General features: G+C 70.2%; 10 protein-coding genes. 6 read left to right on the top strand and 4 right to left on the bottom strand.

Annotation, left to right across the window (positions count from 1 at the left end; translation table 11 throughout):
- Window positions 1-43: 43 nt before the first annotated feature.
- Window positions 44-1,432: a tetratricopeptide repeat protein gene (locus J2Y49_RS24060; RefSeq protein ID WP_310117508.1), complete on the bottom strand. Its 1,389-nt coding sequence runs from the start codon at window positions 1,430-1,432 to the stop codon at window positions 44-46.
- A gap of 424 nt (window positions 1,433-1,856) precedes the next feature.
- Here J2Y49_RS24060 and J2Y49_RS24055 point away from each other — a divergent pair, with 424 nt between their 5' ends.
- On the top strand, window positions 1,857-2,657 hold the full coding sequence (locus tag J2Y49_RS24055) for an FkbM family methyltransferase (RefSeq protein WP_310117507.1): 801 nt from the start codon (window positions 1,857-1,859) through the stop codon (window positions 2,655-2,657).
- A 3-nt stretch (window positions 2,658-2,660) separates the two neighbouring features.
- Here the strand turns inward: J2Y49_RS24055 and J2Y49_RS24050 are convergent, their stop codons facing one another.
- The gene (locus J2Y49_RS24050) at window positions 2,661-4,232 is read right to left on the bottom strand and encodes a tetratricopeptide repeat-containing glycosyltransferase family protein (protein WP_310117506.1); all 1,572 of its coding nucleotides are present in this window, start codon (window positions 4,230-4,232) and stop codon (window positions 2,661-2,663) included.
- A 191-nt stretch (window positions 4,233-4,423) separates the two neighbouring features.
- On the opposite strand from J2Y49_RS24050, the gene J2Y49_RS24045 reads away from it, so the two are divergent.
- The 5 genes from J2Y49_RS24045 to J2Y49_RS24025 all read left to right on the top strand — a co-directional run bounded on the left by J2Y49_RS24045 (window position 4,424) and on the right by J2Y49_RS24025 (window position 9,703).
- Window positions 4,424-5,608: a glycosyltransferase family 4 protein gene (locus tag J2Y49_RS24045; protein ID WP_310117505.1), complete on the top strand. Its 1,185-nt coding sequence runs from the start codon at window positions 4,424-4,426 to the stop codon at window positions 5,606-5,608.
- Between the two features lie 318 nt (window positions 5,609-5,926).
- Complete coding sequence (locus tag J2Y49_RS24040) at window positions 5,927-6,766, top strand: class I SAM-dependent methyltransferase (protein ID WP_310117504.1); 840 nt, start codon at window positions 5,927-5,929, stop codon at window positions 6,764-6,766.
- The gene (locus J2Y49_RS24035; protein ID WP_310117503.1) at window positions 6,763-7,533 is read left to right on the top strand and encodes a class I SAM-dependent methyltransferase; all 771 of its coding nucleotides are present in this window, start codon (window positions 6,763-6,765) and stop codon (window positions 7,531-7,533) included. Before J2Y49_RS24040 ends, J2Y49_RS24035 begins: the two co-directional genes overlap by 4 nt.
- A 92-nt stretch (window positions 7,534-7,625) precedes the next feature.
- Window positions 7,626-8,573 carry a lysylphosphatidylglycerol synthase transmembrane domain-containing protein gene (locus tag J2Y49_RS24030; protein ID WP_310117502.1) on the top strand — a complete coding sequence of 316 codons (948 nt, stop codon included), beginning with the start codon at window positions 7,626-7,628 and terminating at the stop codon, window positions 8,571-8,573.
- A gap of 107 nt (window positions 8,574-8,680) precedes the next feature.
- Window positions 8,681-9,703, top strand: a complete 1,023-nt coding sequence (locus tag J2Y49_RS24025) for a glycosyltransferase family 2 protein (RefSeq protein WP_310117501.1) — start codon at window positions 8,681-8,683, stop codon at window positions 9,701-9,703.
- 55 nt (window positions 9,704-9,758) lie between these two features.
- Here J2Y49_RS24025 and J2Y49_RS24020 read toward each other — a convergent pair whose 3' ends face one another.
- Window positions 9,759-11,681 carry a hypothetical protein gene (locus J2Y49_RS24020; RefSeq protein ID WP_310117500.1) on the bottom strand — a complete coding sequence of 641 codons (1,923 nt, stop codon included), beginning with the start codon at window positions 11,679-11,681 and terminating at the stop codon, window positions 9,759-9,761.
- Window positions 11,682-11,731: 50 nt separating this feature from the next.
- A complete protein-coding gene (gene asnB / locus J2Y49_RS24015; protein WP_310117499.1) occupies window positions 11,732-13,654 on the bottom strand; it encodes an asparagine synthase (glutamine-hydrolyzing) in 1,923 nt (640 codons plus the stop codon).
- Window positions 13,655-13,804: the final 150 nt, after the last annotated feature.

The following is a 13,804-nucleotide window of genomic DNA, read 5'->3' as shown; positions in this document are numbered from 1 at the left end:
TGATTTCATGACCTGCTTCCTTGCCTGACCGCTGCCGGCGGCTTCAGCCCTGCTTCACGTCGGCGGTGGTGCCGGCGCGGCGCTTCAGCCGGTGCACCGCATGCTGGCCGCCGCCGGTGGCGCGGACCGAATAGAAATAGGCGCTGTCGTCGGTCCAGTAGCGGCCCTCGCCGTCGACCATCACCGTGCTGCTGTGGATGTCGGCCGGATAGACGGTCAGGCGCGGTGCCGCCTCCGCGGTGAAGCCTGCCAGATGCACGGCGGCGAGCGCCGCCTGGTCGAGGAACCAGACCGGCATGCCGCGGTCGAGGAAATGGCGGATGTAGCGCCGGGTCAGGTCGAGGAAACGCAGCGCCCCCGTGGTCGGCCGGATGTGCAGCACGTCGGCGTAGAGCAGGCTCCAGATGTCCAGCCGCTTCAGCGCATGGCTCATCATGCCCAGGTCCGACCGGGCGGAGGTCGCCAGCAGCGGGTTCAGGTCGCGGATCGCCAGCAGGTCGACGTCCAGCATCAGCACCGGCCGCTGCCAGCGGATCAGCAGGTCGGGCAGCACCAGGAAGCGGCTGCAGGCGTAATAGGTCTTGGCATTGTCGCCCAGCGGCGAGAGGTCGATGGCCTCGCGCAGGATGATGAAGCGGTCGGCGCCGTGGGCGGCGACCAGGGCCGCCACCGTCGCCTCGGCCTCGGCGTCGGGATTGACCAGATGCAGGGCGATGGCGCAGTCGAGCCCGCTGTCCTCGGCGATGGACCGCACCATGGTCGGCAGGAACTTGCGCGCATAGACGGCGTCGCAGCAGGCATAGACCACCAGCGGCCGGGCGGCGGCACCGGCACCCTCCTGGATGGTGGCGCGGATGCCGGCGGGCGGAGGCCCCTCGCGAAGGGACTGGAGGAAGGCGGGGGCGGTGCGGGTGGCGGCGTCGCGTCCGCCATGGCGTTCGGCCGCTTGGAGGAAGAGCGCGTCGGCCTCCTCCAGCCGCTGCTGTTCGGCGCACAGGCAGGCCAGCCGGCTGAGGGTGAAGGACACCTCCGGATACAGGTCCAGCGCCCGGCGGTAGGCCCGCTCCGCCCGCAGCGCCTGCCCGTCGCGGCGCAGCGCGTTGCCCAGCGCCACCAGCCCGACGCAATCCTCGCGGCCCTGGAAGCGGGCGACGTCGCCGGCCTCTCCCAGATGGGTCAGCAGCTGCCACAGGTTGGACCGGCGGGTCGGGTCGGCAGGCGTCAGCCTCCAGGCGGCGAGCGCATGGCCGGCGGCGGCGGCCATGTCGTGGCCCACCAGCAGCCGGCCGAGCGCGTCATGCGCGGCCGGGGCCTGCGGGCCGGCGGGTGCCCGCTCCACCAGCCCGCGGCAGAGCCTCAGGGCGGTTTCGCGGTCCCCCGTCCGTTCGGCGTCGAGTGCGGCCTGAAGGGTGGCGTGGTCGGAAAGGCGCATGGGGCGGACCGGTCGGCAAATGGGGAGCGGCGCTTCATCCCATGGCGTCCCCGTCCCTGGCAAGCGGTGCCTCCAGCCGTCAACCGGACCGCCCCGTCACGCATCCCGAGTCGCAGCCGGCGATCCCACGGATGGCCGCTTTCGCGTTGGGGTGGAGCCCGGAAAGACGTCATCGGCTCCACCTTGCGGAAAATGCGTGGCCGGCGAAGCGGAAACATGGCCGTTCCGGAAGAAGGCGCTTGAACAAATGGGCAGATATCATCAACTGTTGCTATGGACCCGGGAAAGGGTTCCAGCCAAAACTGTGCCGCGCCGGTCCGTCCGGCGCGGCACTTTTATGATCAGCCGCTTTCCAGCGCCGCTTGCGGTTTCCTGCAGGAACGGCGACGCGCCCGCGGCAGCCGGTGTGGGGACCGAAGAAGTCGTGAGCATTGCCGACGGCCTGAAGATCGCCTTTGACGTCCATCTTTCCGGCGACCTGGAACGGGCGGAGGAATTCTACCGCGCCATCCTCCGCGTCAGCCCGGGGGACCCGATGGCGGCGACGCTGCTGGGGCTGATCCGCTCCCAGCGGACGATGGTCCGCCAGAGCAAGCACAAGGCGCTGTCGCTGCTGCGCAGCCGGGGCTTCCGCCCCGCCACGGTGATCGATGTCGGCGCCCAGACCGGCACCCCACCGCTCTATGAGGTCTTTCCCGACGCGCATCATGTGCTGATCGAACCGGTGGCCGAGAACGAACCGGCCCTGCGGCAGCTTTGCGCCCAACTGTCCAGCGCCGAGTACCGCATCGCCGCCGCCGCCCGCCGGGATGGCACGGTCCCGCTGGCGGTATCCGAGGACCGGCTCTATTCCTCCGTCGTTCCGGAAGGGGCGGAGCCGGCGGGCAGCCTGCCCGGCCGGCGCATGGTGCCCGCCGTCTCGCTCGACGGCCTGTGCGCCGAGCGCGGCTATGCCGGGCCGATGCTGGTGAAGATCGACGTCGACGGGCTGGAACTGGAGGTGCTGGCCGGTGCCGCCACCCTGATGCGGCCGGATGCCGTCTTTGCGATCGAGGCGACCGTGGCCGGCGGCGATGCCCGCCTGCTTCCCATCGTCGACGCCATGGCGGCCCATGGCTTCCAGGTCTGGGACATCGTCGATCCCCTCTATCGTCCCGGCGACGAGCGGATGTGGCAGGTCGATCTGGTGATGGTCCACCGCGACGGACCCTACGCCGCGCTTTGACCCTTATCCCGCGGCGCGGCTGCGGAGCGCGTGTTCGAGGCGGTCCAAGGCGCCGTCCCAGGATCCTGGGCGGTCCTGGCGGAACAGGCGCATGGTGGGATACCAGGGGCTGTCCTCGCGGTCGAGCATCCAGCGCCAGTCCGGGGCGAAGGGCACCATCACCCAGACCGGAACGCCGAGGGCACCGGCGAGATGGGCGACGGAGGTGTCGACGCAGACCACCAGATCGAGGTTGGCCATGATGGCGGCGGTGTCGGCGAAGTCCCTGATGTCGGGCGACAGGTTCAGCAGGGGGAAGCCGCCGGGCGGGGTGGCCGCCTGCCCCTCGGTCGGACCCTTCTGGATGGAAACCAAGCTGACGCCGGGAAGCAAGGCCAGCCGGGCGAAGGGAGCCAGCCCGATGGAGCGGTTCCTGTCGTTGCCGTGGGTCGGCGATCCCGCCCAGACGATGCCGACCTTCAGCCCCTCCAGCCCCCGCAGCCGCTCGCCCCAGCGCGCAACGAGATCGGGCTCCGCCGTCAGGTAGGGAACGCGGGCCGGCACGGTTTCCAGCCGGGTCCCGAACAGGGCCGGCAGGCTCAGCACCGGGATCTGCACGTCGAAGTCGGGCAGCGGTCCACCGGTCTCCACCGCAATGGTGCCGGGCAGGCGGCGCAGCAGCGGCAGCAGCACCCGCTGGCATTCCAGATAGACCGGCTGTCCACCGGCCATTCCAACGGTTGCTTGTGCCAGCAGCGGCAGATAGCGGACGAACTGCAGCACGTCGCCGAAGCCCTGCTCCCAATAGACCAGCAGCCGCCGGCCCTTCAGCGGCGACCCGTCCCAGCGCGGCTGGACGAAGCTGCGCTGTGGCGAGGGCAAACGGCCATGCTTCCAGCGCCATTCATAGCCCCGCCAGCCCTGGATGAAGTCGCCCAGCAGCAGCCGGACCAGGGACTCGTTCCAATGGGCGCCGGCGAAGTCGGGGTCCAGCCGGGTGGCCCGCCGGAAGGCTAGCAACGCCTCCCAGAAGGCTCCCCTATCCTTCACTGCGGATCCCAGGTTGCTATAGGCCCCGGCATATTGCGGGTTCAGCGCAATGGCGCGGCGAAAGCACACCACCGCCTCGTTCAGCCGGTGGGCCATGCGCAGTAGGGCGCCGTGGTTGTTGGCGATCTCCGCATCGTCGGGCGCCAAGGCCGCCGCGCGGGCGAGGACGTCGCGGGCCTCGTCGGCGCGTTTCAGCCGCTCCAACTGGATCCCCATCTGATTGAGCACGGCCGGCTGGTCGGGCTTCAGTCGGATTGCGGCGCTGTAGGCCCGAACCGCCTCCTCCGGCCGACCGAGCCGGACGAGTAGCGCCCCCAGGTTGATCCACCCATTCAGCGAGCCCGGCGCCAAGCCCAGCGTGCGGCGGAACAGCGCCACCGCCTCCGCGTCGCGGCCGGCGTCTGCACGCAGCAGTCCCAGATTGTTGACGGCAGGGGCGAACTGGGGGTCGGCGGCAGCGATCTCGCCATACAGCCGGGCGGCCTCCTCGGTCTTGCCGCTCTGCTGGAACTTGAGCGCGGAGGCGAAGGCTTGCTGGATGTTCATGAAAGACCGCATCGCTCCGGTTGAGGAACTGATTTCGGATGGCATTGAGAACCTGCGGGATCAGTAGCAGAGATGGCCGGTGCTGCAAAGGATGGGTAGGAAAGAAGGAGCTGGGTCGGGTTGACCGCTTGCATCGCCGCTGCTCACCGCCCATCAATGGCGCTGGTCGAACGGGGAGTGTGGCGGGCGGCATGGCGCGGCTTCTGCTGATCAATTACGAATTTCCGCCGCTGGGCGGCGGGGCGGCCAACGCCACCGACAACACCGCGCGCGAACTGGCCGCCTTGGGCGAAGAGGTGCTGGTGCTGACCTCCGCCTTCGGCGACCTGCCGCGGGTGGAACGCCGGGCCGACGGGGTGGAGATCCGCCGCATCCCCACCCTGCGCCGCCGCCGCGACCGCAGCTCGGTGGTGGAGATGCTGGCCTTCCTCGCCAGTTCGCTGGTGATGGCGCCCTGGATCGCCGCCCGCTGGCGCCCGGACGCCACCATCGCCTATTTCGGCCTGCCCTGCGGCCCGGCGGCCTGGATGGTGAAGGCGCTGTCCGGCGTGCCCTATGTCGTCAGCCTGCGCGGCGGCGACGTGCCGGGATTCCAGTATGACGGCATCTCGCTCTACCACCGGCTGGCCGGGCCGGTGATCGGCTGGCTGTGGCGCCGCGCGTCGGCCGTCGTCGCCAACAGCGAGGGGCTGGCCGATCTCGCCCGCCGCTTCGCCCCGGACCAGCCGATCACCATCATCCCCAACGGCGTCGATGCCGCTCGCTTCTCGCCCCCTGACATGGCTGCCGCCGGCGACCGCCTGTCCCTGCTGTTCGTCGGCCGGGTGGTGCGGCAGAAGGGGCTGGACGTGCTGTTCGAGGCGCTCGCCTCCCTGCCTCCCGAAGCGCGGGGCGCCATCGACCTGACCATCGTCGGCGACGGCCCCGCCCGGCCGGAGCTGGAGGCGCAGGCCGGCCGGCTCGGCCTGTCGGAGCGCATCGCCTTCCGCGGCTGGCTGGGGCGCGACGAGTTGCCCGCCGCCTACCGCGCCGCCGACGCCTTCGTCTTCCCCTCGCGGGACGAGGGCATGCCCAACGTGGTGCTGGAGGCGATGGCCGCCGGCCTGCCCGTGGTGGCGACCCGCATCGCCGGCAACCGCGATCTGGTGGTGGAGGAGGAGACCGGCCTGATGCTGGACGCCGACGACACCCCGGCCCTTGCCGCCGCGCTCGCCCGTCTGGCCGATGACACGGCCCTGCGCCGTCGCCTGGGCGAGGGCGGTCGCCGCCGGGTGGTCGAGCATTTCTCCTGGCGCGCCGTCGCCGCCGCCTACCGCGACCTGTCGCTCGCCGGGCGCACCGTGGGGGGACGGGTTCCGTCGGCGCAGGCGGAGTGAGGCGGTCGGGCTCCCGCGCGAAGCGCAGGGGTGTCTGGCAACATCTCCACGGATTTCACGGATTGGAACACGGATTTCACGGATTTTTCTGATCTTGGCGATGCTTTCGGCTTCCCCCGGAGCGACAGCTTCGCAGCGCCACATCCGTGAAATCCGCGTCTGAATTCGTGAAATCCGTGTTCATCTTGCCGCCGGTCTCCGCCCGTCCAAGGATACACGCCGCCATCCCCCCGCTTGACGTGCTGTTGACATCCGGCGGCTTTCGGGAGCGTATGGCGGCGCGGCAGATTGGGCTCGGACAGCAAGGGATCGGACAGCGTGGCGGAACCGGTGAAGACGGCGGAAGGCGGGGGCGGCACCCCGGCCGGGACATCCGCCCTGGCCTTCGATTTCGGCGAGAACTGGGACCATTACTCGCGCACCGTGCTGGACGAGCCGCGGCTGGTGGCGGCCATCGACAGCCTGAAGGGGCTGGTCGGGACCGAGCGGCTGAAGGACGCCAGCTTCTGCGACGTCGGCTCCGGCTCCGGCCTGTTCACCATCGCCGCCGGCAAGCTGGGCGTCGCCCGCGCGCTGGGCTTCGACGTCAACCCCACGGGCGTCGAGGTGGCGCGCCGCAACCTGGGCCGCTTCGCGCCGGAGATGTCCGAGCGCATCGAGTTCCGCCGCGGCTCCGCGCTCGACAGCGGCTTCGTCGGCTCGCTCGGCCGCTTCGACGTGGTCTATGCCTGGGGCTCGCTGCACCACACCGGCTCCATGTGGCCGGCGATCGAGACGGTGGCCCCGCTGGTGGCGCCGGGCGGCACCTTCGTGCTGGCGCTCTACAACCGTCACTGGACCTCGCCGATCTGGACCCTGATCAAGATCGTCTACAACCTGTCGCCGGGCTTCCTTCGGAAAGTCTGGGACTGGACGCTGGGATCGCTGATGTTCCTGGCGACCTGGGCGATCACCGGCTCCAACCCGCTGCGCAAGGAGCGCGGCATGGAGTTCTGGGTGGACGTCACCGACTGGCTCGGCGGCTACCCCTATGAATATGCCAGTGCCGACGAGGTGCGGGCGCGGATGGACGCGCTCGGCTTCGACATGCTGGAGGTCCGCCCGCCGCGCGTGCCGACGGGCTGCAACGAATTCATCCTGCGCCGGAGGCCCGCATGAGCGACGACGCATTCAAGTCCGCCACCTCTCCTCTCGCTGCTGCCGCGGCCGATCACCCGGGTGGTGTCGATTACGACGACAGCTGGGAACGGCGCTGGAACGACATGCGCAAATACGGCCCGACCGGCCGGCATCTGCGCCGCATCGTCACCGAGATGGTGCGCCCGCTGAACTACGACAGCTTGGCTGACGTCGGCTGCGGCCAGGGCTCGCTGCTCGCCACGCTGATGCCGCTGAAGCCGCAGGCCAGCTACACCGGCCTCGACTTTTCCGCCAAGGCCATCGACGTCGCCCGCCGCCGCGCGCCGAACGCCGAGTTCGGACTGCTCGACGTCGCCGCCGGCCATCTCGACCGCCGCTTCGATCTGGTGGTCTGCACCGACGTGGTCGAGCATATCGAGGACGATGTCGCGGCGCTGCGCAACCTCGCCGCCATGACCGGCCGCTACCTGCTGGTCTCCACCCTGCAGGGGCGGATGCGCGACTTCGAGCGCACGGTTGGCCACCACCGCAACTATGCCCGCGGCGAGCTGCAGGCCAAGATCAAGTCGGTCGGGCTGGAGATCGAGCGGGTGGTGGAATGGGGCTTCCCCTTCTTCTCGCCGCTCTACCGCAACGTGCTGGGGGCCGCCAGCGGCCAGGGCACCGAGGGCGACTACGGTCCCGGCCGGCGCTTCCTCGCCGAAGCGCTGTACCACATCTTCCGCCTGAACTCCTGGTCGCATGGCGACTACATCTACGTGCTGGCCCGCCGGCCGGGGTCGTAAGTGCAGGGAAGGGTTGGAGAGGGGCATCCAGCGGCACTTCTCCAAATAAACCCATCACATCACTTCATGACTTCATGAAAAGGCTTGTTTAAATGCGTCCCCGCCTGAAAGCCCTGGTCAGCGCGCTGCTGGTCGTCCTGCTGCTGTGGCGGGTCGACGTGGCGGAAGTCGGACGGGTGCTGGCGGTGGCGTCGCCGGGGCTGATGGCGCTCGCCGGCCTGCTGTTCTTCCTGATGCATGTGCTGAACGCGCTGAAGCTGCGGGTGCTGCTGCCGGAACTGCGGGCGGGGCGGCTGCTCGCCTACACGCTGGTGGCGCAGCTCTACGCGCTGGTGCTGCCGGGCCAGCTGGCGGGGGAGGCGGTGAAGGCTTACCGGCTCAGCCGCGACGAAGGGCGGGGAGAGGGGGACGGCGGCCGCATCGTCTCGGCGGTGGCCTTCGACAAGGTGACGGGGGTCGCCGGGCTGCTGCTGCTGACCGGCGGCGGTCTGGCGGTGCAGTCGGCGCGTTTCGGCGACGGGCTTCTGGTTGCCGTCGGGCTGGTGCTGGCCGGGTTGGCCGTGGCGACCGTGCTGCTGGCCTGGGCACCGGCCCGTGCCCTTCTGTTGGCTCTGCTCGGCTGGCGCGCAGGGCCAAAGCGCGAAGCCTGGCTGCTTGGACCGTTGCGCCGTTTTCTGGAGGCTTGGCGCGGCCAGATGCGCCGGCCGGGGCGGGCGGTGCTGTCCGTCGCCGGCGGGATCGCGGTCCAGCTGGCGGCGGTCGCCGGCAGCCAGGCCCTGGGGCTGGCCGTCGGCATCGATCAGCCCTTTTCGGTCTGGTGCGCCGTGATCGGGCTGATGTCGGTGATCGTGCTGATGCCGGTCACCCTTGCCGGCATCGGCCTGCGCGAGGCGTCTCTGGTCGGCCTGCTTGATCTGGTGGGCGTCCCGCATGCTCAGTCACTGGCGCTCGGCTTTGGCATCCTCGCCTTCCAGGTGATGGTGGCCCTGCTGGGCGCCGTCATCGACCTGACCGTTCTGCGCGAGCGCCGCGCGGCCTGAGGCGGCGGTACGCGACCCAATTATCCGTTGCGCTTGCCGGATCCAGCGGCCATACCATGGCCCGGCATCGCCTCCACAGATGACCCCGCAGCCTCCGGACCCGTTCGATGACCCTCCTGCTTACCCCCGGATCCGCCGCCATGGACACCGGCACGGTTTCTGTCTCGGTCCTGATCCCGGTCTACAACGAGGAGGACAACATCGCCCCCCTGTGCGGCCGGCTGATCCCGGCGCTCGACGGGCTGGGGCGCAGCTTCGAGGTCATCTTCGTCAATGACGGCTCCACCGACGGGACGGAGGCGGAACTGCAGCGCGTGGCGTCCGACCACCGCATCCGCGTCATCAATTTCCGCCGCAACGTCGGCCAGACCGCGGCGATGATGGCCGGCATCGACCATGCCCGCGGCGACGTCATCGTGCCGATGGACGGCGACCTGCAGAACGACCCGCAGGACATCGGCGGGCTGCTCGCCAAGCTGGACGAGGGGTACGACGTGGTGTCGGGCTGGCGCGCCGACCGGCAGGACGGCTTCCTGCTGCGCACGCTGCCGAGCAAGATGGCCAACAAGCTGATCTCCACCATCTCCGGCGTGAAGCTGAACGACTATGGCTGCACGCTGAAGGCCTACCGGCGCCAGATGCTGCAGGGCTACCGGCTTTACGGCGAGATGCACCGCTTCGTGCCGATCTACGCCCGCTGGCAGGGCGCCAAGCTGACCGAGATGCCGGTGCGCCACCACCCGCGCCGCCACGGCCAGTCGAAATACGGGCTGGAGCGGGTGCTGAAGGTCGTGCTCGACCTCGTCGTCGTGAAGTTCCTGACCCAGTACGAGACCAAGCCGATCTACATCTTCGGCTTCGCCGGCCTGATGTTCATGGGGCTGTCGGTGCTGGCCGGCATCTATGCCATCTACCTGAAGCTGGTCGACGGCATCTCCTTCATCCTGACGCCGCTGCCGCTCCTGGTGACGATGGGGCTGGTCACCGGCGTGATGTGCATCCTGATGGGGCTGCTGGCCGAGCTTCTGGTCCGCATCTATTTCGAGAGCCAGGGCAAGAGCCACTATTCCATCAAGACCATGCTGAACTTCGACGAGCCGCCGCCGCCGGACCGCAGCATCCGGGATTGATCGGCCCAATAAGAAAAAGGCCCCGTACCGTTCCCGGTGCGGGGCCTTCTGTTTGTCAGGGCGTCGCCGCCACCCCGCCGGGGGGCGTCAGCTCCTTCAGCCCGCCGTCATGGCCCAGCACGAACAGCCGCACCCGCTGACCGGCCAGTTCAGGCGGAACGGGCAGGGTGAAGCCGCTGTCCGCCATCCGCCCGTCCTTCAGCACGGCGGCGACGTCGGGCCGCGCGCCGCCGGTCGGGGATGTTGCCACGATGCGGTCGCCCACCCCCAGCAGGACGAAGGCGGCTGGCGCCGGCACCGCCGCATCGACCGCCCAGCCGAGCGCGGCCAGCGAGCCGGAGGGAAGCCGCACGAAGCGGTCGAGCGAGCCGTGCAGTCCGCCCCCGAGCAAACCGGCGTCGCGCGGCGGCACGTCCAGCCGCAGCCGTGCCGAGGCTTCGTCCAACTGGCCGGCCCGCAGCAGGGCGGCCAGTGTCCCCCGCTCCGGCCGGCTCGCGGCATCGGCTAGGATCGTCTGCACGAAGCCGGCCTTCAGGTCGTAGGCAGCCTGGAGGAAGGGCGCGATGTTGCGCGGCGAGGCGGAGGGGCAGACCAGCGGCTGGCTCCAGTCCATTCCGGCCGAGTCCATCCCGTCCGGCTTGCGGATCGATTGCAGGTGGGTGGCGACACAACGCTCCGCCGCCGCATCGCGCTCCGCCACCATGCGGTTGAGGCCGGCGACGCTCCAATGCCGCCAGAAGACGTCCGTGCCCGCACCGTGGCCGACGGCGAGCGCCGCCACCAGCACCAGCCCGGCGGCTGTGCCGGTGGCCAACCCGGCCTGCTTCCGGCGGCCGAGCAGCAGCGTCCAGCCGGCGACCGCGGCGGGAAAGGCCAGCAGGACCGGATAGGCGTAGCGCGGGATGGTGCCGCAGCGCATGGCGTTGGCGATGCCCTCGCCGCACAGCCCGGCCCGGCCCAGCGCGGTGGTCATGGTGACGATCACCGCCCCGGCGATCAGCCCGGCGATGGCCAGGGCGGCGTTGCGGTTCTCCCGTCCGGCGCGGCCCAGCAGCAGGCCCGCCGCCGGGATCAGGCAGAGCGCCAGGGCCGCCCCCCCCGCCGCCAGCGACAGCGGCGCACCCACCGCCTCCACCGGCAGTCCGGCGGCGGTGGCGAAGGCGCCCAGCAGGAAGGCCCAGAAGCCGCTGTGCCAGGGCAGAACCAGCGGCTGGCCGGTGTGGTTGGCGTAGGAGCCGCTGAAGGTCATCCACAGCATCGCCGCGGTCAGCAGCAGCCCGCCGCCGACCGCCACCAGCATCCGGCCATCCAGACGCTCGCGCCAACTCCCCCCCTGACGCAGCGCCAGCACCGCCCCGGCCCCCGCCGCCCCAAGGGCATAGCTGGCGCCGAACACCCCGGTGGAGCCGAAGGCCAGCAGGAACAGCGTCGCCAATGCCAGCCGCCCGCGGGCCAGGGTGTGCAGGAACAGGAACAGGCAGGTGAAGAAGATCGGTTGGGCCAGCCCCATGTGCTGGTAATAGAAATACTCGTTGTTCAGCGTGCCGGTCAGGAACAGCCCGGCCGCCGCCACCGGCACCGCATCCCAGGCCGACCGCACGCAGTCCCGCAGCAGCACCAGCGCGTAAGCGGCGAGCATGGCGGCGAAGGCCAACCAGCCGACCAGCCGGAAGGCGAGGAAATCGACGCCGATGGCCTGCCACAGCCCATGGGTCAGCAGCTTGAAGAAGGGCGCGACATGGTCGCTGTCCTTGGCGAAGATCGAATGGAAGGTCAGCGGCTGCTGCACGCCCTGGGCGGTGCCGAAGAAATAGCCCCAGTCGTCCCAATAGGGCAGGCCGGTGCTGGCATGCATGTTCATGCCGAACTGGTAGGCGACGATCAGCCCCCCCAGCCCCAGCAGCAGCCCAACCAGGATGCGGGGGAAGGACGAAGCATGGGAATTGGTGGGGAGATCGGAGCGGGCAACGGCATGCATGTCCGCTCCCCCGCGCGTTTGGGGGAACGGGCGATCCAGACTGTCTAAGCTCATGCGGCGTTTTCCATCGGGGCCGGGGTCGGGGCCGGGGGCTGGGCCGGGCGGTCCAGCGCGGTGGCGAGCGCGGTCCAGGCCCACAGCAGGCCGCGGTGGTCGGCCTGCCCGCTGCGATGCTCGTCCCAGCGCGCCGCCAGCCACTTGCCGTCCACCCCGATGCGCGCCGCGGTCTCCAGCGGCGGTTGGGGCAGGTGGCGCAGCCAGCGGCTAAGCGGGATGCCGAAGCCCTTCTTGGGCCGCGACAGGATCGCCGGCGGCAGCAGCGGGGCCATCGCTTTCTTCAGGATCCATTTGCGGGTGCCACCGCGAATGCCGTTCGGCTGCAGCTTCACCGAGGCCGGCAGGCGGCTGACGAAGGCGACGAGGTCGCGGTCGAGGAAGGGCGAGCGCGTCTCCAGCGAACAGAACATGCTGGCGCGGTCGGCCTTGATGAGAAGGTTCTCGCCCAGATAGAAGCGGCCGTAGAACTCGATGGAGCGGTCGACGTCGTGCCGGCTGGCGCCCGACCGCCATAGGGCGTCGGCCTCGTCATACAGCTCGTCGGCGGTCAGGTCGGTGCCGAACAGCCGCGACACCTCCTCCACCGACGCCGGACCCAGCCAGGCCGGCATCCAGTGCGCCGGCCGGTGCCCCAGCCCGCGCAATGCCCGGCGCAGCTTGAAGTCGAAGCTCATGTTGCGGTCCGACCGCGGCAGCCGGTGGGCCACCGCCTCCGCCAGCCGGTGCAGCGGGCGGGGAACGGCATGATGGTAGAGCCGCGCCGTGCGCAGCGCGTCGAAGGTGTCGTAGCCGGCGAACAGCTCGTCGCCGCCGTCGCCGGTCAACGCCACCGTCACCCGTTCGCGGGCGAAGCGCGACAGCAGGTGTGTCGGCAGGATGGAGGGATCGGCGATGGGGTCGTCCAGCCGGCCGAGCAGCTCCGGCAGCATCCCCGCCGCGGTGTCGAGGTTCAGCGTGCGGCAGGCATGGTCGGTGCCGTAATGGCGCGCGGCGTCGGCCGCATAGCCGCTCTCGTCGAAGCTCGGCTCGTCGAAGCCGATGGTGAAGGTCTTCATCGACGCCGGGTCGCGGTGCCGGGCTGCGAGCGCCACGATGGCGGCGCTGTCGATGCCGCCGGACAGGAAGAAGCCGACCGGCACGTCGCTCAGCATCCGGCGTTCCACCGCGCGGTCCAGCAGCTCGCGCAGCTCCTCGGCCCACTGGTCGGGACCACCCGGCGGCTGGTCGTCCACCACCATCCGGTATTCCCAGTAGCGGCTGACCGACAGCCGCCGGCTGGTCAGGTCGTAGACCATGCTGCAGCCGCCCGGCAGCTTGCGCACCGCGGCGTGGGCGGTCAGCGGTGCCGGGATGAAGCCGTAGGCGAAATATTTGACGAGCGCCGTGCGGTCCAGCGTGTCCGGCACCGACGGGTGCGACAGCACCGCCGTGGCCTCCGACGCGAAGACCAGCCCGTCCGGCGTCTCGGCATAGAACAGCGGCTTCTTGCCGAAACGGTCGCGCCCGAACACCAATTGGCCGCGGCGGCGGTCGTAGAGGCAGAAGGCGAACATGCCGTTCAGCCGCTCCAGCATGTCCAGGCCCCATTCCCGGTAGCCGTGCAGCAGCACCTCGGTGTCGGAATGGTCGGTGACGAACCGGTGGCCGGCCTGCTCCAGCGCGCGGCGCAGCTCGGGCGCGTTGTAGATCTCGCCGTTGTAGACGATGACGAGGTCGCCCTCGGCCGTCGCCATCGGTTGGTGGCCGCCCTCGATGTCGATGATGGCGAGGCGGCGGAAGCCCAGATGCACTGGCAAGGCGCCGCTGGTGTCGATGTGGACGCCGTCGTCGTCGGGACCGCGGTGGCGGATGATGCTGGTCATGACGGCGAGGTCGCGCTCGCCGCCGGGTCCGGCGAAGCCGGCGAAACCGCACATGGGGCTGCTCTCCCGAAGGGACTGCCGAAGGTGGCGACGGGGGCCTAGGTGTAGCGTCTCGCCCGGCCCGGTGCCATGGTGAAATGCCGATGCCGGAGTGCCCGATCCGAATTGCGATGATGGGTCGCGCGGGCGGAAAGTCGTGGCTTC

The sequence above is a fragment of the Azospirillum sp. BE72 genome (assembly GCF_031455875.1).
In the GTDB taxonomy this organism is placed as follows: Bacteria; Pseudomonadota; Alphaproteobacteria; order Azospirillales; family Azospirillaceae; genus Azospirillum.
The sequence above is the reverse complement of the archived record's forward strand: the minus strand, read 5'-3'. Positions and strand labels throughout refer to the sequence as shown.